The sequence below is a fragment of the Cognatundibacterium rugosum genome (genome assembly GCF_014284365.1).
Taxonomy (GTDB): Bacteria; Pseudomonadota; Gammaproteobacteria; order Burkholderiales; family Burkholderiaceae_D; genus Undibacterium; species Undibacterium rugosum.
The window spans coordinates 169,155-192,948 of the sequence record NZ_JACOGG010000007.1; the positions used below are offsets into that span (position 1 = coordinate 169,155).

24 protein-coding genes are annotated in these 23,794 nt (G+C 52.1%); 5 read left to right on the top strand and 19 right to left on the bottom strand.

Annotated elements, in window-relative coordinates:
• Nucleotides 1–158: 158 nt before the first annotated feature.
• Nucleotides 159–608: a CBS domain-containing protein gene (locus tag H8K47_RS08745; RefSeq protein WP_186881020.1), complete on the bottom strand. Its 450-nt coding sequence runs from the start codon at nucleotides 606–608 to the stop codon at nucleotides 159–161.
• On the opposite strand from H8K47_RS08745, the gene H8K47_RS08750 reads away from it, so the two are divergent.
• Genes H8K47_RS08750 through H8K47_RS08765 form a run of 4 tightly spaced genes read left to right on the top strand, consistent with a single transcriptional unit; the run spans nucleotide 607 to nucleotide 3,632 of the window.
• Entirely contained in the window at nucleotides 607–894 is a 288-nt protein-coding gene (locus tag H8K47_RS08750) for a hypothetical protein (RefSeq protein WP_186881021.1), read from the top strand. The genes H8K47_RS08745 and H8K47_RS08750 overlap by 2 nt on opposite strands.
• On the top strand, nucleotides 891–2,201 hold the full coding sequence (locus H8K47_RS08755) for an O-acetylhomoserine aminocarboxypropyltransferase (protein ID WP_186881022.1): 1,311 nt from the start codon (nucleotides 891–893) through the stop codon (nucleotides 2,199–2,201). Before H8K47_RS08750 ends, H8K47_RS08755 begins: the two co-directional genes overlap by 4 nt.
• Nucleotide 2,202: 1 nt before the next feature.
• Nucleotides 2,203–3,018 (top strand): alpha/beta fold hydrolase, encoded by an 816-nt coding sequence (locus H8K47_RS08760; protein ID WP_186881023.1) that lies wholly within the window; start codon nucleotides 2,203–2,205, stop codon nucleotides 3,016–3,018.
• Nucleotides 3,015–3,632 carry a LysE family translocator gene (locus tag H8K47_RS08765; RefSeq protein WP_186881024.1) on the top strand — a complete coding sequence of 206 codons (618 nt, stop codon included), beginning with the start codon at nucleotides 3,015–3,017 and terminating at the stop codon, nucleotides 3,630–3,632. The genes H8K47_RS08760 and H8K47_RS08765 overlap by 4 nt, the downstream gene beginning before the upstream one ends.
• Before the next feature lie 62 nt (nucleotides 3,633–3,694).
• Here the strand turns inward: H8K47_RS08765 and H8K47_RS08770 are convergent, their stop codons facing one another.
• The 12 genes from H8K47_RS08770 to H8K47_RS08825 all read right to left on the bottom strand — a co-directional run bounded on the left by H8K47_RS08770 (nucleotide 3,695) and on the right by H8K47_RS08825 (nucleotide 16,886).
• Nucleotides 3,695–4,759, bottom strand: a complete 1,065-nt coding sequence (locus H8K47_RS08770; RefSeq protein ID WP_186881025.1) for a sulfotransferase — start codon at nucleotides 4,757–4,759, stop codon at nucleotides 3,695–3,697.
• Nucleotides 4,760–4,836: 77 nt separating this feature from the next.
• Complete coding sequence (locus tag H8K47_RS08775) at nucleotides 4,837–5,841, bottom strand: acetyltransferase (protein ID WP_186881026.1); 1,005 nt, start codon at nucleotides 5,839–5,841, stop codon at nucleotides 4,837–4,839.
• A 4-nt stretch (nucleotides 5,842–5,845) separates the two neighbouring features.
• Entirely contained in the window at nucleotides 5,846–6,535 is a 690-nt protein-coding gene (gene cysC, locus H8K47_RS08780; protein WP_186881027.1) for an adenylyl-sulfate kinase, read from the bottom strand.
• 74 nt (nucleotides 6,536–6,609) lie between these two features.
• Nucleotides 6,610–8,379 (bottom strand): methyl-accepting chemotaxis protein, encoded by a 1,770-nt coding sequence (locus tag H8K47_RS18625; protein ID WP_186881028.1) that lies wholly within the window; start codon nucleotides 8,377–8,379, stop codon nucleotides 6,610–6,612.
• 386 nt (nucleotides 8,380–8,765) lie between these two features.
• Nucleotides 8,766–9,191 carry a GNAT family N-acetyltransferase gene (locus tag H8K47_RS08790; RefSeq protein WP_186881029.1) on the bottom strand — a complete coding sequence of 142 codons (426 nt, stop codon included), beginning with the start codon at nucleotides 9,189–9,191 and terminating at the stop codon, nucleotides 8,766–8,768.
• Nucleotides 9,192–9,334: 143 nt separating this feature from the next.
• A complete protein-coding gene (locus H8K47_RS08795; protein WP_186881030.1) occupies nucleotides 9,335–10,240 on the bottom strand; it encodes an alpha/beta fold hydrolase in 906 nt (301 codons plus the stop codon).
• A gap of 59 nt (nucleotides 10,241–10,299) precedes the next feature.
• Complete coding sequence (locus H8K47_RS08800; RefSeq protein ID WP_186881031.1) at nucleotides 10,300–11,199, bottom strand: SDR family oxidoreductase; 900 nt, start codon at nucleotides 11,197–11,199, stop codon at nucleotides 10,300–10,302.
• A gap of 57 nt (nucleotides 11,200–11,256) precedes the next feature.
• Entirely contained in the window at nucleotides 11,257–12,252 is a 996-nt protein-coding gene (locus H8K47_RS08805) for an NADP-dependent oxidoreductase (protein WP_186881032.1), read from the bottom strand.
• Nucleotides 12,253–12,354: 102 nt separating this feature from the next.
• Complete coding sequence (locus H8K47_RS08810; protein ID WP_186881033.1) at nucleotides 12,355–12,849, bottom strand: PaaI family thioesterase; 495 nt, start codon at nucleotides 12,847–12,849, stop codon at nucleotides 12,355–12,357.
• Between the two features lie 97 nt (nucleotides 12,850–12,946).
• Nucleotides 12,947–13,738, bottom strand: a complete 792-nt coding sequence (locus tag H8K47_RS08815) for an SDR family oxidoreductase (RefSeq protein ID WP_186881034.1) — start codon at nucleotides 13,736–13,738, stop codon at nucleotides 12,947–12,949.
• A gap of 116 nt (nucleotides 13,739–13,854) precedes the next feature.
• Nucleotides 13,855–15,672, bottom strand: coding sequence for an acyl-CoA dehydrogenase (locus H8K47_RS08820; protein WP_186881035.1), 1,818 nt, complete (start codon nucleotides 15,670–15,672; stop codon nucleotides 13,855–13,857).
• 35 nt (nucleotides 15,673–15,707) lie between these two features.
• Nucleotides 15,708–16,886, bottom strand: a complete 1,179-nt coding sequence (locus H8K47_RS08825; protein WP_186881036.1) for an acetyl-CoA C-acyltransferase — start codon at nucleotides 16,884–16,886, stop codon at nucleotides 15,708–15,710.
• Between the two features lie 340 nt (nucleotides 16,887–17,226).
• On the opposite strand from H8K47_RS08825, the gene H8K47_RS08830 reads away from it, so the two are divergent.
• Nucleotides 17,227–18,891 carry an MFS transporter gene (locus H8K47_RS08830; protein WP_186881037.1) on the top strand — a complete coding sequence of 555 codons (1,665 nt, stop codon included), beginning with the start codon at nucleotides 17,227–17,229 and terminating at the stop codon, nucleotides 18,889–18,891.
• Between the two features lie 147 nt (nucleotides 18,892–19,038).
• On the opposite strand, the gene H8K47_RS18630 is transcribed toward H8K47_RS08830, so the two are convergent.
• The 6 genes from H8K47_RS18630 to H8K47_RS18635 all read right to left on the bottom strand — a co-directional run bounded on the left by H8K47_RS18630 (nucleotide 19,039) and on the right by H8K47_RS18635 (nucleotide 23,776).
• On the bottom strand, nucleotides 19,039–19,950 hold the full coding sequence (locus tag H8K47_RS18630; RefSeq protein WP_186881038.1) for an LD-carboxypeptidase: 912 nt from the start codon (nucleotides 19,948–19,950) through the stop codon (nucleotides 19,039–19,041).
• A gap of 84 nt (nucleotides 19,951–20,034) precedes the next feature.
• Nucleotides 20,035–20,580, bottom strand: coding sequence for a tRNA adenosine(34) deaminase TadA (gene tadA, locus H8K47_RS08840; RefSeq protein WP_186881039.1), 546 nt, complete (start codon nucleotides 20,578–20,580; stop codon nucleotides 20,035–20,037).
• A complete protein-coding gene (gene queD / locus H8K47_RS08845; protein WP_186881040.1) occupies nucleotides 20,580–21,023 on the bottom strand; it encodes a 6-carboxytetrahydropterin synthase QueD in 444 nt (147 codons plus the stop codon). The genes tadA and queD overlap by 1 nt, the downstream gene beginning before the upstream one ends.
• 7 nt (nucleotides 21,024–21,030) lie before the next feature.
• Nucleotides 21,031–21,666, bottom strand: coding sequence for a 7-carboxy-7-deazaguanine synthase (gene queE / locus H8K47_RS08850; RefSeq protein WP_186881041.1), 636 nt, complete (start codon nucleotides 21,664–21,666; stop codon nucleotides 21,031–21,033).
• 703 nt (nucleotides 21,667–22,369) lie between these two features.
• Nucleotides 22,370–23,137: a Holliday junction ATP-dependent DNA helicase RuvA gene (locus tag H8K47_RS08855; RefSeq protein ID WP_186881042.1), complete on the bottom strand. Its 768-nt coding sequence runs from the start codon at nucleotides 23,135–23,137 to the stop codon at nucleotides 22,370–22,372.
• A 201-nt stretch (nucleotides 23,138–23,338) separates the two neighbouring features.
• Complete coding sequence (locus H8K47_RS18635) at nucleotides 23,339–23,776, bottom strand: DUF4926 domain-containing protein (RefSeq protein ID WP_212681327.1); 438 nt, start codon at nucleotides 23,774–23,776, stop codon at nucleotides 23,339–23,341.
• Between the last annotated feature and the right edge of the window lie 18 nt (nucleotides 23,777–23,794).

Here is a 23,794-nt window from a genome sequence, read left to right on the forward strand (position 1 = left end):
TGTCTTACATGCTTACTGCCTGCGTCGCCAGGCCTTGCTGGGATAATTTTGCGTAAGTCCTACTGATAAAACCGCCATGCAAAGACGGCAGCGATAAACAAAAACGCCCGCAACAAACATGGGCGGGCGTTATGCTAAGCGATTACCGTAAGCGCTGCTCAGGACTCGTTATCTTCGACTGGCCAGTCGCGGATATAGGCCTTGAGCATTTTGTTTTCAAAGCTTTGCGCTTCGAGTACCGCCTTGGCTACGTCGTAAAAGGAAATCACGCCCAGTAAGGTTTTAGCGTCCATCACTGGCAGATAACGCGAGTGTTTTTCCAACATCATGCGGCGTACTTCATTGACCTCCGTTTCGGGCGTGACTGTGATCGGATGATCATCCATGTACTTGCGTACGGTGCCATTGCCCAGTGAACCGCCATTTTTATGAATCGCACGTATCACTTCACGGAAAGTCAGGATACCTGCCAGATCGCCGTATTCCATGACGACCAGAGAGCCGATATCTTTTTCTTCCATTACGCTGACCGCCTCCGTAATTGGCGTGTCCGGCGTAATCGTGAACAGGATATTGCCTTTTACCTGAAGAATTTCGGAAACTTTCATGGATGCGATCTCCTCTGATCTGGTTGTTTTCTGGCTGAGCTTGGATGGTGATACAAGACACCGAAAGACCTGGACAGCATACGCAGCCATCAGGCGACAGTGTGTACACCGGGTACACTCTTGCGTCAGCGCCATGTTTTTACTCTGCACACCAATGTATCTTAAGCGATGCAAAAAATCCAGCGCAACTACATTATTTTTAGAGCAAAAACCTGGATTTCGCATGACGCTGTATGGCGCGAGTGGTAGCATGGCGGCGTCACAAAATGGAGATACCAGTTTATGAGCGGACCACGATATCCGGGCTTTGACACACTGTCCCTGCATGCAGGTGCCAGCCCCGATCCAAGCACAGGCGCACGCGCCACCCCGATTTACCTGAGCTCGTCATTCAGTTTTCAAAACGCGGATCACGCTGCAGCCTTATTCAATATGGAAAAAGCGGGACATGTGTATTCACGCATTTCCAATCCCACGAATGCAGTGCTGGAAGAGCGTATTGCGGCACTGGAAGGTGGCGTAGCCGGTCTGGCGGTTGCCAGTGGTCAGGCTGCACTGCATCTGGCGATTGCCACCATCGCCGGTGCCGGTTCCCACCTGGTCGCTTCGCGTGCCTTATATGGTGGCTCGCATAATTTGCTGAGCTACACCATGAAGCGCTTCGGCATAGAAACCACCTTTGTGGACCCACGCGATCCGGATGCATGGGCTGCCGCCATTCGCCCTGAAACCAAGGCCTTATTTGCTGAAACGTTGGGGAATCCCGGGCTCGATGTCTTGAATATCCCTGTGGTCGCTGAGATCGCACACAGTCATCATTTACCTTTGCTGGTGGATTCCACCTTCACCACGCCCTATCTGTTAAAACCGCTGGATCACGGCGCTGATCTGGTGTTCCACTCCGCCACCAAATTCCTGTGCGGCCATGGCACTGCGATCGGCGGTGTACTGGTGGATGGCGGCAGCTTTGACTGGCAGGCCGCGCATCAGCACACTGGCCGCTTCGCTGAATTATGCGAACCCTATGACGGCTTCCACGGCATGGTATTTGCCGAGGAATCCCCGGTAGCTGCGTTTGCCTTACGCGCACGGCGCGAAGGTTTGCGCGATTTCGGCGCCTGCATGAGTCCACATAATGCCTTCACCATTTTGCAGGGCGTGGAAACGCTGAGCCTGCGCATGGAGAAGCATGTTACCAATACCAGACAGATCGTCGAATTCCTGCTCAGTCATCCGGCCGTAGACAGCATTTCCTATCCTGAACTTGAAAGCCATCCGGATTACGCGCTGGCTCAGCAATTACTGCCTAAGGGTTGCGGCGCCGTGTTCTCGTTCAACCTTAAAGGCGACCGTGCGGCTGGTAAGCGCTTCGTTGAATCGCTACAGGTATTTTCTCACCTGGCCAATGTCGGCGATGCCAAGTCGCTGGTGATCCATCCTGCCTCTACGACCCATTTCCGGGTTCCCGCAGATCAGCTCGCCGCATCGGGCATCAGCGAAGGTACCATGCGCTTGTCCGTCGGTCTGGAAGATGTCGGCGATCTCAAAGACGATCTCAACCGCGCCTTAAAAGCCGCACTGAAAGGAGCATGAGATGCAGCTAACCATAGATAACAAGACCGCTTACGCCTATACCGGCGGCAAAACACTGCGTACCGGGCAGCCAACACTGGTGCTGATCCACGGTGCACAGAATGATCATTCGGTGTGGGCACTGCAAAGCCGTTACCTGGCCAATCATGGCTACAACCTGATTGCACTGGATTTACCTGGCCACGGCCTGAGTGCTGGCCCTGCCCTGAGCAGGGTAGAAGACATGGCTGACTGGGTACTCGCTTTCTTACTACAGGCAGGCATAGAACACGCTCATCTGGCCGGTCACAGTATGGGTTCGCTGATCGCGCTGGAAGCCAGCTATCGCGCACCTGCCGTAGTCAGCAGCCTGAGTCTGATCGGCACCGCGTATCCGATGAAGGTATCGGACGCTTTACTGAATGCGGCACGCGACGAGGAACAAAGCGCAATCGACATGGTGAATATCTGGTCGCACTCTGGCCCGGTCGCCCGTGCGTCCTGTCCGGCTCCGGGCATGTCGCTGCATGGCATGAGCCGTCGCCTGATGCAGCGAATCGCAACACGCAATCCGGCGGAAAAAGTATTTCATATCGACTTCAGTGCCTGCAATGCCTATGCCAATGGTGAAGCGGCGGCCGCCGCAGTGCGCTGTCCGGCGCTGTTTGTATTAGGCCAGCAGGATATGATGACGCCCGCCAAAGCAGGTAAAGCACTGAGCGCCGTAATTCCGCACAGTCAGGTACGCGTGATCGCCAACAGTGGTCATTCGCTGATGAGCGAGCAAGGTGATGCGGTGTTAACGGCTATGCAAGCATTTTTGCAGGGCCAGCGATGAACTTGGAAAATCTGGTTTTATTTACCGCAACCGAGGCAGCGATGTCGCTGTCGCCGGGACCTGCGGTAATGATGGTGGTCGCTTATGGCATCGCACGTGGCTGGCGCACGTCCTTGTTTGTCACTTTGGGCATCCTGAGTGGCAATGCGATTTATTTTTTACTCTCTGCCACGGGCCTCAGCGGCGTGCTGCTGGCGTCGCCACAGCTGTTTATGGGTATCAAGTATCTGGGAGCGGCGTATCTGGTGTACCTGGGTCTGTCTGCGATCACGGGCAGACCTTCACCAATCACGCTGTCGCAGTTATCCGGCAATACGCTGAGCCCTCGCCGGATTTATCTCAACGCACTGATGCTGCAATTGACGAATCCGAAAACGATGCTGACCTTTGTCGCCATCCTGCCGCAATTCATTGATCTGCAACAGCCGGTTGGCTGGCAAATGCTGATGCTGGCAGTCTGCTCCATGATCCCGGAGTTTTTCATCTTGCTGGCCTATGGCATGCTGGCGTCCAAAGCCAGTCATTTAGCGACGCAAGAGCGCTATGCGCTGATCACCGAACGCATCGCAGGTGTGTTAGTGTTGCTGGCAGGTGTCATGATCGCGATTGTCTGATATGGCGCCGAGCTGTCAGCGCTTTGCATCGCAGACGATGCAGATGCAAAGCGCAACTTGTGTCAGGCAGAGTTTTTTGTAGCCAGCTGCGCCAGATAGTCAGCACGGAAACGACGCAGTATAAAGTCCTTGAAGTTTACTTCCTTGAGTTGTGCCCAGGCTTGAAGGCGTTTGATGCGCGAGGCCTCTCTCGCTTCGGCGATCTGCGCCGGATCCAGCGCACAACTGGCCTCGGTCATTCTCTCATAGCCGTATTGCTGCATCCATTCAGCGCAGATACTCTCAATCGCCTCGATTTCAGCAAGGGATAGTTGCTGCTTAAATTTATCTTTGTTGGCCATGAGCGGCGGAAAGCAATTACTTTCCCACAGCGCTGATAATTGCGAAATCTGTTGCGCTTCGGCTGAATGCGTGACATCCAGCATTGCAGGCAAAAACGAAATACCAAAGAAGCTACAGATGCGCCGCAATACCGCCTCCTGATTTGCCAGAAAATCTTCGTAGCGTATGCTCAACACCCGATCCGGCCAGCGCTGCTGCACTTGCTGCGCCATTTCATGCGCTTCACGCCAGGCTAATGCATTCAGACGCGCATCGTAGTCGTGAATAATGGCACGGTTCATCGAAGCGACCTGCGCACGCGGATCACGGATCACATTCAGAAACAGCATATCGGGAAACAAGTCCATCAGCTCGTCCGCATAGCGCACACTGTCCAACGATTTGTCCATGACGATACTGGCCTGATGCCGTTCGCCCGTGCGCAGCAACAATTCCCATAAGATGCGGTGCACACTACGTTTCTGATCGCGCAAGGCCTCGAAAATCTCGACCGGATCAAACACCAGCTCCTTCCATTTGACCATACTGGCGGCCTGCAGGCCAATCACATCGACCACCAACCGGAAATAGTTTTCATCCTGCGACAAATCGCCATAACCCGGCAGCAGCGGCATGAAATCGATAATGTGTAGTGGATATGGAGAATAGAATGCAGGATTCTGATTCAGACGCAGACGCAGTGCATGACTGCCGCAGCGACGCAGCGGTATCATCAGTACCGGGCGTGGCCGGCCTGATGGCTGTGTGGTGTTTGTATGCTCCGGCCTAAGTTCTGGTGCTTGCATGGTCTGCCTCGTCTTCGTTCCGTTTCCATCACGACCGGCAGACACCCCTCCGAAGTGCGGAGCACATGAAATGCACTTCAGAACTGTTGACCTGCTTGGGCCGACTCAAAAAAATCAAAAAACCGCTGATAAAACACGTCCTGCTGATCTGCCTCCAACACATTGATCCCGGCTGCAACCCTGCGTCCGCCACCACTGGCAAACTGACTACACAGGCGGTCAGCTGGCAGCGCTTCCGGATGCGCCGATCGCACACTGACCACGAAACCACCCTGCTGCCGGGGTGTCAACACTGCAAACGAATACTCTCTGCGCTCCTCCAGCAAGCGGTTCGCCAGCAAGCCGGACAAGCGTCTGGCCCAAGGTACATTTGGCAGCAAATAAATTTCACTTAAACCACGACTGGCGACCGGTTGCAACTCACTCAAAAAAATCGTCTCTTCAGCAAACGCATATTGCAAAGCCAGAAAATGGCTGGAGTTCTGAATAAAATCAAAGGGATTGACATATTTATGCACTTCGCGATACAGCATTTGCGGGTGCACATGCAGATCCTCTGTAGTATCGCCGTAAGCGTTGTAATTCAGCAGTCGCCCTAACTCCATCAATGCCGCACGGTCTTCGCGACTCAGGCCATGCTGCATCGCAAGACCATTCGCCGTGTCGAGCAAGTTGTCACCAAATGCTGCAACAATGGCCCACATCACGTAACGGCCGTCCAGATATTCATTGACCAGTAAGCTGGTACAGACATCACGCGCATCATTCCAATACAGTTGCAAATTCGGATGCGCGAAGCGCTGGTTAGCCGCATGATGGTCGAAATACTCAACTTCTGCGCCAGCCATCAAATGCTTCCTGAGCGACTCCACATTCGTGTCTAAAGAAATATCGAGTACGGTAATCCTGTCACCGGCCTTGGCATCGATACGGTTCAGCAAAGCCACATCGCGCTTTACCCCGGTAATCTCGGTCGCCTCACGCGGAAAGGCCAGCCTGAGCTGATGCAAGGCACAAATCCCATCGGCGTCACCATTAAACACATCAAAACATGTCACATTGTGCGGGATTACTGTACTCATCAGTTCACCTCATCAAACATCGCTCCGCCAGAAACGCCAGTAGCTGGTCTGCGGCCGTCTGCGTCGTTGTTAACTCGGTATCTATCGTGAAATCAGGGCTTTGCGGCTCTTCATAAGGAGCACTGATGCCTGTGAACTGCGGAATCTCGCCTCTTCTGGCTTTCGCATACAAGCCCTTGGGATCCCGTTGCTCACAGGTTTTACCTGATGCCTTGACGTATACCTCAACAAAATTGTCATGACCGATAATGTCGGCTGCCATCGCACGGTCTGCACATAAAGGCGAAATGAACGCAGTGATCACGATCATGCCAGCTTCATTAAACAGATGCGCGACTTCCGCTGCACGGCGTAAATTTTCACGCCGGTCGGCGACAGAAAAGCCTAAATCACTATTGAGGTGATGCCGCAGGTTATCTCCATCCAGCACATAACACAGCTGGCCACGGTCCAGCAGTTGTTTTTCCAGTGCGTATGCAAGCGTGGATTTGCCAGCGGCGCTGAGTCCAGTCATCCACAAACAGAGCGGTCGCTGCCCCAGCACCCTCTCCCTTACTGTAGCTGAGACATGACCGGAATGCCAGACTACATGCTGTGCGCGAGGCTGACTGTCAGGCAAAAAACGTCCAAGTGTCTCTTTCCTGTCGATGGCAGGTGGCGGTGCCGCTGCGACGGTTTGCACAAAAATTGGCATATGCCCTCCTGTTACTCAGAAAGAAAACACCTTAGCTCTTGAGTGCGCTCGCGACTAATGAGGATATCCGCAACTCAGAACTCTTCCCACTCCTGTTCGGTGGCCGCTTTTGCCTGACGTACAGGCTGGGCCTGCGCCGCACCACCGATACGCTTGATTTGCTTGAGCGATGGAGCTGACTGCGCATGCGGCGCAGCTTTTTTTACCAGCGGTAAAACTTTGGCGGACTTCGTCGCTGCAGCCGGACTGTTCAGGCTGGGTGAAGCGCTTTGAGTTGAAGACAGAATGAAAGTACTGACCAGATCACTCAGACTATCCGACTGATTTTGTAAAGATGCAGCCGCAGCCGCCGCTTCTTCAACCAAAGCAGCGTTCTGCTGGGTCACATCATCCATTTGCACAATGGCCTCGTTGATCTGTTCGATACCGGCAGTCTGTTCCTGAGTGGCCACCATGATTTCATTCATGATCGTGGTCACACTTTGTATGCTGCCGACGATCTCCTCCATGGTCGCCCCTGCCTGATCGACCAGTTTGGCACCGATCTCTACCTTGCTAACTGAGTCGTCGATGAGTTTTTTGATCTCGCGCGCAGCCTCGGCAGAGCGCTGAGCCAGATTGCGCACTTCCGTCGCCACCACAGCAAACCCACGCCCCTGCTCACCTGCCCGCGCAGCCTCAACAGCGGCATTGAGAGCAAGAATATTGGTCTGGAACGCGATACCGTCAATGACGCCGATAATATCGACAATCTTGCGTGACGAATCATTGATCGAACCCATGGTCTGAACTACTTCACCAACCACAGTACCACCTTTGACCGCGATATCAGATGCAGACATCGCGAGCTGATTGGCCTGCCTTGCACTGTCGGCATTTTGCTTCACTGTTGAAGTCAGTTCTTCCATGGAGGACGCGGTTTCTTCCAGCGAGCCCGCCTGCTGTTCTGAACGTGAAGATAAATCCATATTGCCAGATGCGATCTGGCGGGATGCGGTTGCAATGGTTTCAGTACCGGTTCTGACCATGCCCACAATATCAGCCAGGCCATCGCGCATATCACGCATGGCATGCATCAGACTGTGGCCATCCCCCTTGTCGACCCGAATCTCCATGCCGAGGTCACCCGAAGCGATTTTGTCTGCGATCTGCACCAGATAACGTGGCTCACCACCGAGTTGCGCCAGCAGGCTGCGTACGATTAACCATGCAGCAACTGCGCCTACCAGTAAGGCCAGACAACCCAGCGTAATCAAGGTACTGCGGGCCTGTTTATAGTCGGCCTCCGCTTTGACAACCGCTACCTGATTCTGCTTTTCCTGCTCGTTCATCAGGTCATTAATCATGTCCCACCATTTGCGCTGCACCGGACGATATTCATAACGCAAAATACGATAGGCTTCTTCAGTCTGCTTTTGTAAAGCCAAACCCGCCGCTTTTTCAATAAATGGCAGTGACAATTTGGATTGCTCTGCGATCTTATCCAGATTTGCCAGGTCTGCAGGTGAGGATTCAGGATCCGTCTTCAGCAACTGAACCAGCTTGGCCTGTGCATCAGCATATTTTTTATTTTGCGCCGCAATGCGGTCTACCTCTATCTGTATTTCTTTTTGCTCGGTCAGCAAAATCAGATTGCGTAGCGCCAGTGCGCGCTCGGTAACGGTCAGATACATGGTCTGGGCAGTACGGATTTCTTCGTCGTTGAATTGCACGATTTGTTCCATACGCTTATGCATTTGCTGCATATTGATGATCGCCATGATCAGGATCGCAAACATAAACACAAGAACCAGGCTGAAACCACTGATAAGTCTGGTTGAGACTTTGGTATTTTGTATATTCATTTTTTTCTCCGCACGCGCATCAGTTCCACACCGCCACAAATCAAAATCAACACACAAAATACCTGCTATCGCAAATACCCGGCTTTCCCAGACAAACAAAGCGAACCCGCACTGCTGTCATATGAAAAATATCTCCAGGTATTTCTGGCATTCCATGACCAAAAGACCAAATGCAAAAAAATGTTACATAGATCTTACTTTAGCGCATATATTTCGAAAGTCACTATTTATTATTAACTTATCTATAGACGGAAAAATCATATGCTACGTCGATATATAGCGATGAAAAACTGAGCCGTTGACATGTCAAAAACCAGAGAAATAACCATAAAAAAAGCCAGCACTGAGGCTGGCTGGCGCTGCAATAGCAGTATGAGCAAGAACAATTACAAAGTATGTTTCATCGCGACATGCTGGATACCGGCTTCTTCAAAACTGTCTCCCTCACGCACAAAACCTTCGCGCAGATAAAAACGCTCTGCTGTATGTTGTGCATTCAGACGGACTTCGGCATCACCACGGCGTCTGGCCTGACTCATGAGTTCACGCAAAATTTCTGCACCGACACCCAGATTACGTGCTGATGCCAGCACCGCCATGCGACCGATATGACCATCGGGCAGCAAACGTCCGGTACCGATCGCCTGTTGTTGTTCATTGTAAGCAACCGCGTGCAGGCATTGCGCATCCATCACATCCCATTCCAATTCCGCCGGGATATTTTGCTCGACAACAAATACCTGATAACGAACCGCCTGCGCATCTTTCTGCAAGCTACTCCAATCTCCTAATACGACTCTGACTGTACTCATGGGTGACTTCTCAGTATGGTAGGGATAGATAAAACCAGTGCCCTCTGCATGGCAATACGACAGGCAGAGCGGGCCATCCCGGGTGGAAAAAACAAACAATATACGCCCGCAGCGATAGTGCTTGCAAGCCCTGTCAGGCAAAGTCAGGACGTAATCAATTGCCGTAACAGCGCATTCACTCTTTCGGGTTGCTCATGGATCACCCAATGCCCGCCCTCAGGTATGCGCACTATCTGCAAATCAGGCACAAAACGCTCTAAGCCAGTCAGCAAACTGGCCGGTAAAGCCTGATCGGCTTCACCCCAGATGATGCGTACCGGTGGCTGTACGCAAAAATCAGCGGGATTCAGTTCCAGACGCTGCGCACCGGTCGCCTGACTGGTCGGCGGATGCATGGGCGAAGCACGGTAATAATTGACCCCGCCATGCAGGCCGCGCTGCCAGCAAGCGTGATACTTGCTGCGCGTATCCGCATCGAACCACACTGCGGGCGGCTGCCCCATGCCCTGAAAAAACCCTTCCATTAAAGCGAAATTGTCTTTTTCCAGCGCCTGCTCAGAGCCTGGCTGTCGTAACCAGTTCATATACGCGCTGGCTGCCTGTTGCACCGGGTCGCTCGCCAGCGCCTGCATAAACAGATAGGGATGCGGTGAGTTGATAATGACAAGCTTTTCCACCAGCCTGGGCAAAGCGATCGCCAGATTCCAGCATACCGCGCCACCCCAGTCATGGGCGACGATGATCGCTTGCTGATAACCCAGCATCGTGATCAGCCCCTGTAAATCATCAACAATATGTCTGGCTTTGTAAGCAGCGGGATCAATGGGCATATCCGACAAATTAAAACCACGCAAATCCGGCGCCACCGCAAAATAATCTGTGCCAAATTCTTCCAGCTGCGCGACCCACTCGTACCAGAATTCGGGAAAGCCATGCACAAACAAAATCAGCGGCCGGCCAAGCTCACCGGCACTCGCATAATGCAGGCGCGTGCCATTCGGCAGTTGCGTAAATTGTCCACTTTGTATCTGAACCTTTGCTGTACTCATGCTAAGCTCCTGTACCTTGAATAAGAGGATATAAGAGGATGAAGCGAGCCGGACGCGGCTCAGGATTTCAGTTTTTCGCGCAACATCTCGCGTATGTGCGGCGTTGCTTTATAGGGATCGCCGGGATTACGCTGCTGCACGACGTCTTCCATTCTGTCCTGCACATTCGCCAGGGCTGCAGGATGCGAATAGATGTAAAACTGTGCTTCGGCGATCGCCTTAAAGGTATTTTCAGCCACTTCCTGTGCCGTTACCTTGCCAGAGCTGACTGCTTTATCAGACATCACCTGTGCCACACGCTGACTGACGGTCGGTGCACTGCCAGCCACATCGTCGGGCCGGTTACGATGCGATTGCGCGATACCAGTTGGCACAAAATAAGGACAAAGCACCGACGCACCTATCGGTGCATCGACCAGTTGCAAATCCTGATACAGCGACTCAGACAACGACACCACAGCATGCTTGGACACGTTATACACACCCATGGTCGGCGCGTTGAGCAAGCCCGCCATCGATGCGGTATTGACGATGTGTCCTTCATAATCAGCATCCTGACGTGCACATGCCAGCATCAGCGGCGTGAAAATCCTCACGCCGTGTATCACGCCCCAGAGATTCACACCTAGCACCCATTCCCAGTCGGCCTGGGTATTTTCCCAGATCAGACCGCCGGAACCGACACCTGCGTTATTAAATACCAGATGGACGGCGCCAAAGCGCGCCATCGCCGCATCAGCCAGTGCCTGTACCTGATCCGCATGACGTACATCGCAGGTCTGCGCCAGCACCTGCACGCCCTGTGCGCTGAGTTCAGCACTCAGCGCATCAAGCACTTCTTTTTGTACATCGGCCAGTACCAGCTTCATGCCCAACCGCGCGCCTATCAGTGCAAATTCACGTCCAAAGCCACTTGCAGCGCCGGTAATCACCGCTACCCGATTGGTAAAAGTCTTCATCTTGTCTCCTGTTTATTTTGTCATTGATGATGAAATGCTCAGGCTGGGCAGCTGGACTTAGATCAGCCTGACCAGTTGTTTGCCAAAATTACGGCCTTTCAACAAACCAATCAGTGCCTCTGGCGCCTGCGCCAGTCCTTGTGCGACAGACTCACGGAACTTGAGCTGGCCGCTGGCAACCTGTGCGCCCAGTTCCTGCAAGCCCTGTGGCCACAAATCCATATGTTCAGACACAATAAAGCCGCGCATAGTCAGACGCATCGTCAGGAACACGCGTGAATTTTGTATCGGTACAGCTTCGCCGTTATAACCAGCGATCATGCCGCACAGGGCGATACGGCCGAATGGATTCATGCGCGTCAGCGTCGCATCAAATACGGCGCCGCCTACATTTTCAAACAAGGCATCGACGCCATCCGGTGTGGCAGCTGTCAATGCCGCTTGCCAATCATCTGCTTTGTAATCAATACAGGCATCAAAGCCCAGTTCATTCACCACATACGCACATTTTTCCTGGCCGCCGGCGATACCCACCACACGGCAGCCACGCTGCCGTGCAAGTTGACCGACGACGCTGCCCACCGCACCACTGGCAGCAGAAACGACTACCGTTTCACCTGCTTTGGGCTGCATGATCTGGCTCAGGCCATACCAAGCCGTCAGGCCCGGCATGCCCACCGCACCCAGATAGGCAGACAAAGGGATGTGCGTCGTATCGAGCTTACGTAACAGGCTGCCATCCGATACGGCCATTTCTGTCCAGCCGCTCATACTGATGACCTGATCACCCACTGCAAAACGCGGATTTTTTGTGGCGACGATTTCGCCGACGGTACCGCCTATCATGGTGGCATTCAAAGGCTGCGGCTCGGCATAGCTTTTACTGTCCTGCATACGGCCACGCATATACGGGTCGAGCGACAGATAGTGATTGCGGATCAGGACTTCACCATCCTGAATCTCTGGTACTGGCAGCGTCTCAAGCCGGAAATTATCCGGGCTGATTTCGCCCTGCGGACGGGAAGCTAAAACAATGCGTTGGTAGGTGTTCATGTCGGTATTCCTTTCGTTCAGGATGGAAGCGTGTCGCTTCCGGGTCGATACGTCCGGCCGGATACGGGTCTCCATCCCGGATTAATACAAATTCGCTGCGGCTTAATCGCTGCCACACAGCTTTTTCATGTTTTCTCCGGACTTCAGACGGCGCAGATATTTGAATGTGCCCATCGCCTTCGCAATCAGGCGCTCACCATGCCAAATTTCAGCTTCACAAAAGCACATGGTGGTGGATTGATGAAAAGCCTTGCCGCGTGCCTCAATACGGCCACCCGCAACGCCGCCAGGTTGCAGAAAGCTGGTTTTCATCTCTACCGTCACCACTCCCTTCAGATCTTCATGCAGTGAGCGTCCTGCCATCGCCATGACCACATCCAGCATGGTCATCAGTACGCCACCATGGGTGATCATCCAGCTATTCATATGGCGGGTTTCCAGATCAAGTGCAATGCTGGCCTGCCCGTTCGCCATCTGCAAAAACTCTACACCCAGATCATGCAGAAAGGGATTGAGTTCAGCAGTCGGTTGTACAAGCTCAGCGCCCGGCTTAGGCGTAGCTGACGCGGCAGCGTCGGAAATGGATAATTCTTTCATGGATTCATCAATAAACAGACTGGCTGCCGCAGCAGCCTCAGTCTTAAAAAACTCGGAAACAATGTGAAAACAAGTCCATGACTATACAGAACCTGTCTCAAGCCACTGCAGATACGCCACCATCCACAGCCACGGTCTGACCAGTAATGTGCTTGCCTGCATCGGAGGCGAATAATACCGTGATTCCCTTTAAGTCTTCGTCGTCACCGATGCGCTGCAAAGGTGCCATGCGCGACAAGTTCTTTTCCCCCAGATGTTCGAGTATGCCTTTCGTCATTTTGGACGGGAAGAAACCAGGTGCGATCGCGTTGACCGTAACACCGTATTGTCCCCATTCGCCGGCGAGCGTGCGGGTAAAATTAATCACTGCTGCTTTCGAGGTGTTGTATGCGATCGTCTGCATCGTGCCGGGCGCATTTCCAGCCAAGCCTGCGATGGAGGCGACATTGATGATGCGGCCAGTCTGACGCGGTATCATGCTGCGTTTGCCGATGATCTGGGACAGCAGAAAGATACTACGCACATTCAGATCCATCACCTTATCCCAGGCTTCCAGCGGATAATCCTGCGCCGGCGCACCCCAGGTCGCACCGGCATTGTTGACCAGAATGTCGATCTGTCCGGCCTGCGCCAAGGCCTGTTCCGCCAGTTGCAGCACAGCGGCTTCCTGCGCCAGATCGGCAGCAATCGCACTGGCTGCAATGCCACGCGCGCGCAGATGCGCAACGGCCTGATCCAGTTCATCCTGCTTACGGGCCGACAATATCACGCGGGCACCCTGTTCACCCAATGCTTCAGCCATTTGCAATCCCAGTCCGCGTGAGCCGCCAGTGACCAGTGCTGTTTTTCCCTGCAAATTCATCAATTGTTGTACGCTGCGTGCCGTCATTGCATCTCCGTTATGTTAAGTTCAAGGCAGCAGCCAGCGCTATTCAGCGCCAGCCTGCCGTGCCCGAATCTGAAAATTGATTTATGTGTGAGTCACTTATGCAAACAGGTCTGGTCTCAGAACCAGCTGTCCTGCATATCGAGACTGGTGCGGTCCAGTTGCGCCAGGATGTCCAGTTGTGGATGAACTTTGGGTAATTCCCAGTGAAAGAAATAGCGACAGGCCTGCAATTTACCAGCGTAAAAATCGGCGTCATGGGCGAGCTTTTGTTGAAGCGCACATAAAGCCTGCTCCAGCCAGATCCAGGAAACCACCGCATGTCCAAATACCTCCAGATACAAAGAGGCATTCGCCAGCGTCAGATTTTTATCGGACTGGGCATGCAGTTGCTGCGTCACCTGTGCCAGCCTTTGCAACACTCTGGCCAGCGACTTACCATAAGCGATTAAAGGTTCAGTATTGGCTGCCATCAACAGGGTTTTATGCATCAGTTCGCCCAGTGCTTCCAGTGCCGCGCCATTTTGCATGATGACCTTGCGCCCCAATAAATCCAGCCCCTGTATGCCATGGGTGCCTTCATGGATGGGATTGAGCCGGTTATCGCGGTAAAACTGTTCAACATGGTATTCACGCGTATAGCCGTAACCACCGTGTACCTGTATCGCCAGATTATTCGCCTCCAGGCACCACTGTGATGGCCAGGATTTCGCAATCGGCGTCAGGATATCGAGCAGCAGACTGGCATGCGTACGTGACGCAGCATCGGGCGCGGTGCGCTCTTCGTCGACCAGTCTGGCGCAATACAGATTCAGCGCCAGGCCACCTTCAACATAACTTTTCTGTGCCAGCAGCATGCGCTTCACATCGGTATGTTCAATGATGGGAATTTGTTTACTGGAAGGATCTTTGTCCAGTGGCGCCCTGCCCTGAGGGCGCTGACGCGCATACTCCAGTGCATGCAGATAGCCGGTATAACCCAGCATCACTGCACCCAGCCCGACACCGATACGTGCCTCGTTCATCATGTGGAACATATTAGCCAGGCCCTGATGCAGATTGCCAACCAGATAGCCAATTGCACCTGCCTGCGCCTGCGGTTGGAATTTACCTTCACCGAAATTCAGCAGGCAGTTGGTGGTGCCGCGGTAACCCATTTTATGATTGAGGCCAGCCAGTACCACATCATTTCGTTCACCCAGGCTGCCATCGTCCTGCACCAGAAATTTAGGCACGATAAACAGCGAGATCCCTTTCACGCCAGGTATCAGCTTACCGTGCTGGTCGGGCACTTTTGCCAGCACCAGATGAATGATATTGTCGGCCAGCTCGTGCTCGCCGCCGGAAATCCACATCTTATTGCCACTCAGGCGGTACGTACCATCCTCCTGCGGGATAGCCTTGCACGTGATATCCGACAGACTGGAGCCCGCCTGCGGCTCGGACAGGCACATGGTGCCAAAAAAACGGCCTTCCAGCATGGGTTTGACGTAGCGCTCTATTTGCTCAGGTGTACCGCAACGCAGCAAGGTATTGGCATTACCTATGGTCAGAAACGGATAGGCGGCGGTTCCCACATTGGCCGCTTTAAAATAGGCAAATCCCGCCTTTTCAACGACGCAGGGTAACTGCATCCCGCCATATTCATAATCCTGGCCTGCAGCAAACAAACCTGCATGACGGAAAGCCTGCAGCGCTTGTCCAACCTCTGGAATCATGCTTACCGAACTACCGTCAAACACCGGTTCATTCTCGTCCGCTTTCTTATTATGCGTCGCGAATAAATCACTGGCGATCTGCTCACAGGTATCGAGTGCGGCACTGAAGGTTTCCCGGCTGTGATCCGCATATCGCGGGCGCTCTTGCAGCTGTTCTACCTGCAGCCACTCAAACAATAAGAAATCCAGATCACGGCGGGATACAAGTTTAGATTGCATAAGTCACTCACTAGAAATCAACACGCCATTCAAGATCAGACAACTTCAAACAAGCCTGCCGCCCCTTGGCCACCGCCTATGCACATGGTCACTACCACGTATTTCACGCCACGGCGCTTGCCTTCTATCAGCGCATGACCCGTCAGACGTGCACCCGATACGCCATACGGATGGCCGACTGCGATCGAACCGCCATTCACGTTCAGCCTGTCCATAGGAATACCCAGTTTGTCAGCGCAATACAAAACCTGGACGGCGAAGGCCTCGTTCAATTCCCACAGACCGATATCTTCTACGCGCAAACCTGCTTTCTTCAAGAGCTTAGGGATCGCAAATACCGGGCCTATGCCCATTTCATCGGGTTCGCAACCCGCCACCGAAAAACCTCTGAAAATACCCAGTGGTTGCAAGCCTTTAGCTTCAGCCACTTCCGAGCGCATCACTATCGCGACTGAAGCACCATCCGAGAACTGACTCGCATTGCCCGCTGTGATCACACCACCGGGTAAGGCGGTACGGATTTTTGATACGCCTTCGAGTGTGGTATCTGCCCGGATTCCTTCGTCGGTAGCAATGGTGACTTCACGTGTCAGCAACATGCCGGATGCCTTATCCGCCACGCCCATGGTGGTGGTCATAGGGACAATTTCAGCATCAAACAAGCCAGCCGCCTGCGCCGCTGCGGCACGCAGCTGACTTTGCACGCCATATTCATCCTGACGTTCGCGCGAAATCTGATAACGTTTGGCGACCATTTCAGCGGTCTGCAGCATAGGCCAGTACACTTCCGGTTTATGCGCCTTAAGCCAGGGCTCAGCAATCATGTGCTTATTCGCTTCGTTTTGCACACAGGAAATAGACTCCACGCCGCCTGCCGCAAAAATATCGCCTTCACCAGCGATAATGCGTTGCGCCGCCATGGCTATCGTTTGTAAGCCCGAAGAACAGAAACGGTTAATCGTGACACCGGCAGTCGTGACCGGACAACCAGCACGCAGCGAAATCTGGCGCGCGACATTACTGCCAGTTGCGCCTTCCGGTGTGGCGCACCCCATCATGACATCTTCAACCTCTGCCGCCTCAATTCCGGCGCGTTGGATAGCGGCCTGCAACACATGACCACCCATGGTCGCACCATGGGTCATATTGAACGCGCCTTTCCAGGACTTAGCTAAACCGGTACGGGCGGTAGAAACGATGACTGCGTCTGACATAGGAGGTCTCCTGTTATTGGTATGGTTCAAACGGTATTTCTAATAGCAAGTCTGACACGATTCAGGCTGACTTGCTTCAAAATAAATCAAACAATGCACAGCAGAATAGCATATTTAAGCACGACCGTTCGATAATTAGAAATTTCTCTTCAGCGTGTCTTTTTTTAACAAAAAAACCGACATAATTGCCTTTATGTAAGTTTCTGTAAGTTTCAAGAAAGCATGCCGTAAGGTTTCCCTCGCACACTCAGGCTGTGCAAAAAAGATCAGGCTGGCCATCGCTCTTAGTCCAGCAGATTGCATTGCCCAACTACTTTAATACATAAAACAGGAGACAAGCATGGCGACAGCACCTATTGCAACGTCAGGCGGCATGACAGCTGAAGAACGCAAAGTCATTTTTGCGTCCTCACTCGGTACCGTCTTTGAATGGTATGACTTTTATCTGTACGGCTCGTTAGCAGCCATCATCGCCAAACAATTCTTTGCAGGCGCAGATCCGAATACTGCGTTTATTTTTGCTTTGCTGGCGTTTGCAGCGGGCTTTATCGTACGCCCTTTCGGCGCACTGGTATTTGGTCGGCTGGGCGACATGATAGGTCGTAAATACACCTTCCTGGTCACCATCCTGATTATGGGTGGCTCGACTTTCTGTGTTGGTTTATTGCCAAATTATGAAGCCTGGGGTGTCGTCGCTCCCATCATTCTGGTGTCACTGCGCATCCTGCAAGGTCTGGCACTGGGTGGTGAATACGGTGGTGCCGCAACGTACGTGGCTGAGCATGCACCCTACAACAAGCGTGGTGCCTACACTGCGTGGATTCAAACCACAGCGACCTTGGGTCTGTTCCTGTCACTGATGGTAATTTTGGGCACACGTACTGCAATCGGTGAAGAAGAGTTCAATATCTGGGGCTGGCGCGTTCCTTTCCTGGTCTCTGTTTTCCTGCTGGCGATTTCGGTATGGATACGTTTGTCCATGAACGAATCCCCTGCATTCGCGAAAATGAAAGCAGAAGGCAAAACCTCCAAAGCCCCGCTGACCGAATCCTTCGGCCAATGGAAAAACCTGAAAATTGTGATCCTGGCGCTGGTTGGTCTGACTGCAGGTCAAGCTGTCGTCTGGTACACCGGTCAGTTCTATGCCCTGTTCTTCCTGCAGCAAACACTGAAGGTTGACGGCGCCACAGCGAACCTGCTGATCGCGGCTTCGCTGGTTATCGGCACACCATTCTTTATCGTATTCGGCTCCCTGTCCGATAAAATTGGTCGCAAACCGATTATCCTGGCTGGCTGCCTGATCGCTGCAGTGACTTACTTCCCAATTTTCAATGCCTTGACTCACTATGCAAATCCGGCACTGGAAGCGGCGTTGAAAAACTCTCCGGTGGTAGTGAGCGCAGATCCAGCTGACTGCCAGTTCCAGTTCAACCCAACCGGCACCAAGAAATTCACCTCTTCCTGCGACATCGTAAAAGCAAAACTGGCTGCAGCATCAGTCAACTATGCCAATGAAGTTGCACCGGCCGGCACAGTGGCGACAGTCAAAGTTGGCGACAAAGTCATCACTTCGTATGCGTCTACCGGTTTGCCAAAAGAAGAAGCAGCAGCCAAAGATAAAGCCTTCTCCAAAGAACTCAGTGAAGCGATCAAAGCAGCGGGCTATCCTGCCAAGGCGGATCCTAAGGCAATCGACAAACCGATGGTGCTGGTCTTGCTCGTGATTCTGGTGTTGTATGTCACCATGGTGTATGGCCCGATTGCAGCAATGCTGGTTGAGATGTTCCCTACCCGTATCCGCTATACCTCCATGTCCCTGCCTTACCACATCGGTAATGGCTGGTTCGGCGGTCTGTTGCCAACCACAGCATTCGCGCTGGTAGCATTCAAAGGCGATATTTACTACGGCCTGTGGTATCCGATCATCATCGCGCTGGCAACATTTGTGATTGGTTCGCTGTTCATCCGTGAAACCAAAGACAATGATATCTACGCCGGTGACTAAACCTTAGCAAACATACTGATTCAAACAAAAAGCTACGCTGAGTCAGTACCGATACAGTCAACACCAAAAGAGAAAGCCACCGTCACGGTGGCTTCTCTTTTTATGTCTGCTATTGAAGACAACTATCCATCTGACTACATTATCGGATCACCATTGCATCGCCAGTGTCGCCCTCTGCTGCGCAACCCTGATTTCCGCCTGACTGCCGACCATCAAGCTGGCACGCATAGGTGTGTGCCCAAAAGGCAAGCCAGTTACCACAGGTACTGTGATGATACTGCGCAGATAGTCAAGCATTGCGTCCATATCATAGCCATTGTCATGCGGCGCCAGCTTGTAAGCCGAAAAATGCCCGAGCACGATCGCCTTTTGATTCGCTAAAGCTCCCGCATAATGCAATTGCAGCAGCATACGTTCTATGCGATACGGATGTTCACCGATATCTTCGAGGAACAATATACCGCCTGGCTCATGGTGCCAGTACGGTGTACCGGCCGTGTGCGTAAGCATGGCCAGATTGCCACCCCACAGCTTACCTGACACTTGTAAATCGCCGCTGTAAGCAGTGTCAAATTCGACGCGATGACGGTCTGAGGAAATACAGTGAATAAACTGGTCTAGCGTATAGACTGACTGCTGCTCACGCGTGTAATCATCACACAGCATGGGGCCTGCCAGGCTGCAGCGGCCACGCTGCAACAAGCCCTGATGCACCAGCGTGAAGTCACTATAGCCAACAAATAATTTACCGCTTTGCGCGAGCAACTCAAAATCGATTGCGGGCAACAAACGTGACAAACCATAACTGCCGCGCAGTGCCAGCACAATATTCACGTCAGGATCACTGGCAGCCGCATGAATTTGCGCGACGCGCTGCGCATCCCTGCCACCAAAGCGCTGATATTTCTGTTCGGGATCGTAGTAGGAATGAACGATGAAGCCCTGTTCTTGCAAACGGGCCAGTCCTAATTTGACCGCAGCCTCATCTTGAGGCGCGCCGCTGGGAGCAACAACGGCAATGTGCTTAGGAGTAGTGCTGAGCGCTGAGCTTGAATTCACAAGACACCTGCAAAAAAATAAACAGTGGCTAGATTAACTGATTAATAGTTTTCTGGGCAATGCCTGTGAACAAAAAAACAGTGACTACGAAGCGTCCGGCGATACCTGACTCTCGCTTTTGGCAAGCTGCTTTTTCTGCGCTGCGGCTAAACGCCGACTACGGAAAAAATCCTGTAACAGCGTCGCGCACTCTTCAGCCAATACACCGCGCGTCAGCAGGGTGTGATGATTAAGTTTAGGCGCATCAAAAATATTCAGCACAGAACCGGCGACGCCGGTTTTGTAGTCACTGGCACCGAAAATCACACGCGCTATCCGCGCGTGCATCATGGCACCGGCGCACATCACACAAGGCTCCAGCGTGACATACAGCTCGCAACCGGGCATGCGGTAGTTTTGCAGCAAGGCTGCTGCTGCACGCAACGCCATCATTTCAGCATGAGCACTGGGATCATGATCAACGATGGGCCGATTGTAGCCCGCAGCGATGACCTGCCCGTCTTTGACCAACACTGCACCGACCGGGACTTCACCCTGCTCCCAGGCCAGCTTGGCCTGCGCCAGCGCCAGGCGCATGAAACTCTCGTCTCTGTGCGCCTGCTCCTCAGCAGTCAGCAATTCCGCTTTCATCAGCCGTCGATTTCTGCCCAGCAGTTAGGCGTTTCGTAGAGTGTGACTTTTTTCAGTTCCAGGGTACGGCCAAAACGATCATGGTAAACATCCTTCAGAATATCGAAGGCGATCTTAGCCAAATTCTCCACTGTCGGTACACGATCTATCACTACCGTTTTATGTCCCGGCAGTTTTTCCAGGAAATTGCGGATGATGTAGTCTTTCTCGTAGACGATGAAAGAGTGATCCCACAAATTGACCAGGTGCTCATTGGCAAGCGCCTTGATATCGCCAAAATCCATAATCATGCCATTATCGGATTCACCATCCTGCTGCACCACATCGCCAGTCAGGGTGATTTGCAGGGTATAGCGGTGACCGTGCAAATTACGACACTGGCTGCTGTGATCCGGAATACGATGACCGGCATCGAATTCCATTTTTCGGGTAATCGTTAACATGAAAAGCTTAAGGAATTTGTAGAAGTTTATGGGTTTGCAAGCTCAGCTTCCATTGCGGATTCGCTTTGCAAAACTCGATTGCGAGACGCAGATTATCGTCCCGCAGCGGGCCATCCATGGCTTGCACGAAGTAATGTTCAAAATCAAGATTTGCATATGTTGCCATATCCTGACCCAGTTGCGGGATCACCACCTTGATTTCATTGCCGCGCCTGACCTGTAAAGCCGAGCCCATTTTCGGACTGACGCAGACCCAGTCCACGCCTTCAGGCACAGGCAAGGTGCCATTGGTTTCAATTGCGATTTCAAAGCCGACCGCATGCATGGCAGCGATCAGTTCCGTATCCAGTTGCAATAAGGGTTCACCGCCGGTGAAGACCACGTATTTACTATCCGGATAAGACAACGGCCACAAGGCATTAATCGTCTGCGCCAGCTCCTGTGCAGATTTAAACTTGCCACCGCCAACGCCATCAGTACCGACAAAATCGGTATCGCAAAACTGACAAACCGCAGAGCTGCGATCCTCTTCCCGGCCCGACCACAGATTACAGCCTGAAAAACGGCAAAAAACCGCAGGGCGCCCAGCATGATTGCCTTCTCCCTGCAGTGTATAAAATATCTCTTTGACGCTATATGTCACGTCTTATTTCCATTCAATCGTAAATGGCATGCAAAGACCCAATATTGGCGCGGGTTTGCAAACCTTTGATTGGAATACCATGATGAATACCATATGAAATTATTTTGCCTGATTTAAGAATAAATCAGCCGAACCGCGAATCATACCACAGCCACAGGTTCTGACTAAACCAACACATTATGGAATGCAACTTTAGTCAGAAGCCAGCGCTGCGGGTCAAGCAGGCGTAAGTTCGTGGTGCAGGCAAAAATAAGTTTCAATAATCTGCTTCAATAAGTCATTCAAGCTACTGTAATTGCAAGCTCAACATTACAGAACACATCCAACTGTATGCATTGGAGACTCTACGTATGCTTAACTTGATTTAACAGAAGGTTCACACCAGCCAGTCCAAAGCACTCTGCTATAGTCATTTTCATTAAAAAGTCGCGATTTATAACTGTTTTTATGACAGAGTAATCGATTTTATGGCTCAGATCGGGTATCAATGGCTTTCGCTAACTTATGTCGTCCAGACCGTACACCCATTAGCTGTACAGAGTGAAATCGGGCGCGGCCGCTCCACGAAAGTCCGGTAAGTCCAAACTGTCAGATGAGGTCTGAGCTAGTACAAAACCTGGAAGCTGCATAGATCGCGACACCCGACGCACAACGCTTTTCGACTGACAGCTTGCGCCCCATCTCGGACCTTCGAGAAAATCGCTTATTTGTCCGATGCTAGGATTTTCAGGGCATCTTTGATACCATTTCTGAGTTCTATCGAACTAGGCAGTTGCTGCACAACCTTTGCCACTTCATCAAGTGGATATCCTAGGGCAAGCAAGGCGTTTTGGACATCCAATCTCACTTCATTTGATTCACTTGTTGATGGAATCTTAAGTTCAGGTAGCATGTGTCCATCAGCCGAAAGTGAGTCCTCTCGGTTATAGATTTGATTCTCAATAAGATAATGGACCGCCTCTAAGCGATCACGCAGCGAAATGATAAATTCTAGATCAAGTCTCGCAGTCTTTTTATCGATGCGCCTAAACCGATGAACTATGCCGCTTCGACTCGAACGAGTCTTAACCTTGATGTACGCTCCTTCACGTAATCCAATCCAGTCAGCATGAGCGTATCCGTTTCGAATCGATGCAGCGAGGCCCATTGCTTTTTCAAGTTGAACCAATTCACCATTCGGTAACCGGCAGGCGCCATGCGCCTCTGTTTGTCCATACAAATGAATCAGCGCACGTGCTTTCTGTTGATAACCCATTTCCGTCAAAAAAACATCTAAGCGTTCGTCCTGATATGCGTCTCTCAGCATCATTTCTCGCAAAAGTTGCGCAATGACATCCTCTAAAGAATTGAAATGAATAACAATCCATCCAATGTCTTCCGCAATATTCGAAAGATAATCAGATAACTCCTTTTCGGTCTCCACCATTTCGGGATCCGCGTCATAGTCCGAATGCATGACTTCTTTATTCATAGATACTCACCTGTGCTAATGGGAAATAGCCCAATTCATTCTGCGTTGGTTCGAAGAGATCACTATCATGTTCGCTGTCAGGTGTTGGGCGAACCATCACAGTCCAGCAGAGCGGCCTCAACGAGGTAGCGAGTTATTTGGTCTAATTTCATTAGAAACCTGATTTGGATAAGGTCGGCTTTTGGCCGCTGGCGGACTGGGTCAGGGAACTAGTTCCAGCTCAATATCTTCCGGTCGGAACGCTATTAGCCACACCGTATTTCCATTCTGGTCGCTACATTCCAATTCGTAGCCAGGCGGCTCCTCATAGACTTCAATAATCGTCGCCACATCGCCCACCAAAGGTCTTCGCGAATTAAATTCGTCATAGCTGTTAACCGTTGGCGCCAACAGTTTCTTCAATTTAACCACGTCGTACTGCCGAAATTTCATCGCCATCACCTTAAACTTGAGCGTCTGCAATTGGCCGAAAGCGGACATCAATGGTATCAGCGCGAGCGCTGCAATGCACCCGGTTGTCGATACCATGGCATCCGCCGGTATGATCACATGGTATTTGCTACATCGTCGATTCAGAATCGGCGCCATGCCATGAAAAATGCCATTGATAATGCAGTCAACATCATCAATGGCATCCACTTAACCCAATAGAATCAA

Bases quoted from the DNA above. Each gene is read 5' to 3' on its own strand.
- H8K47_RS08750 (WP_186881021.1), top strand. From the start codon at position 607: ATGGATGCGATCTCCTCTGATCTGGTTGTTTTCTGGCTGAGCTTGGAT.
- H8K47_RS08745 (WP_186881020.1), bottom strand. From the start codon at position 608: ATGAAAGTTTCCGAAATTCTTCAGGTAAAAGGCAATATCCTGTTCACG.
- H8K47_RS08755 (WP_186881022.1), top strand. From the start codon at position 891: ATGAGCGGACCACGATATCCGGGCTTTGACACACTGTCCCTGCATGCA.
- H8K47_RS08760 (WP_186881023.1), top strand. From the start codon at position 2,203: ATGCAGCTAACCATAGATAACAAGACCGCTTACGCCTATACCGGCGGC.
- H8K47_RS08765 (WP_186881024.1), top strand. From the start codon at position 3,015: ATGAACTTGGAAAATCTGGTTTTATTTACCGCAACCGAGGCAGCGATG.
- H8K47_RS08770 (WP_186881025.1), bottom strand. From the start codon at position 4,759: ATGCAAGCACCAGAACTTAGGCCGGAGCATACAAACACCACACAGCCA.
- H8K47_RS08775 (WP_186881026.1), bottom strand. From the start codon at position 5,841: ATGAGTACAGTAATCCCGCACAATGTGACATGTTTTGATGTGTTTAAT.
- cysC (WP_186881027.1), bottom strand. From the start codon at position 6,535: ATGCCAATTTTTGTGCAAACCGTCGCAGCGGCACCGCCACCTGCCATC.
- H8K47_RS18625 (WP_186881028.1), bottom strand. From the start codon at position 8,379: ATGAATATACAAAATACCAAAGTCTCAACCAGACTTATCAGTGGTTTC.
- H8K47_RS08790 (WP_186881029.1), bottom strand. From the start codon at position 9,191: ATGAGTACAGTCAGAGTCGTATTAGGAGATTGGAGTAGCTTGCAGAAA.
- H8K47_RS08795 (WP_186881030.1), bottom strand. From the start codon at position 10,240: ATGAGTACAGCAAAGGTTCAGATACAAAGTGGACAATTTACGCAACTG.
- H8K47_RS08800 (WP_186881031.1), bottom strand. From the start codon at position 11,199: ATGAAGACTTTTACCAATCGGGTAGCGGTGATTACCGGCGCTGCAAGT.
- H8K47_RS08805 (WP_186881032.1), bottom strand. From the start codon at position 12,252: ATGAACACCTACCAACGCATTGTTTTAGCTTCCCGTCCGCAGGGCGAA.
- H8K47_RS08810 (WP_186881033.1), bottom strand. From the start codon at position 12,849: ATGAAAGAATTATCCATTTCCGACGCTGCCGCGTCAGCTACGCCTAAG.
- H8K47_RS08815 (WP_186881034.1), bottom strand. From the start codon at position 13,738: ATGACGGCACGCAGCGTACAACAATTGATGAATTTGCAGGGAAAAACA.
- H8K47_RS08820 (WP_186881035.1), bottom strand. From the start codon at position 15,672: ATGCAATCTAAACTTGTATCCCGCCGTGATCTGGATTTCTTATTGTTT.
- H8K47_RS08825 (WP_186881036.1), bottom strand. From the start codon at position 16,886: ATGTCAGACGCAGTCATCGTTTCTACCGCCCGTACCGGTTTAGCTAAG.
- H8K47_RS08830 (WP_186881037.1), top strand. From the start codon at position 17,227: ATGGCGACAGCACCTATTGCAACGTCAGGCGGCATGACAGCTGAAGAA.
- tadA (WP_186881039.1), bottom strand. From the start codon at position 20,580: ATGAAAGCGGAATTGCTGACTGCTGAGGAGCAGGCGCACAGAGACGAG.
- queD (WP_186881040.1), bottom strand. From the start codon at position 21,023: ATGTTAACGATTACCCGAAAAATGGAATTCGATGCCGGTCATCGTATT.
- H8K47_RS08855 (WP_186881042.1), bottom strand. From the start codon at position 23,137: ATGAATAAAGAAGTCATGCATTCGGACTATGACGCGGATCCCGAAATG.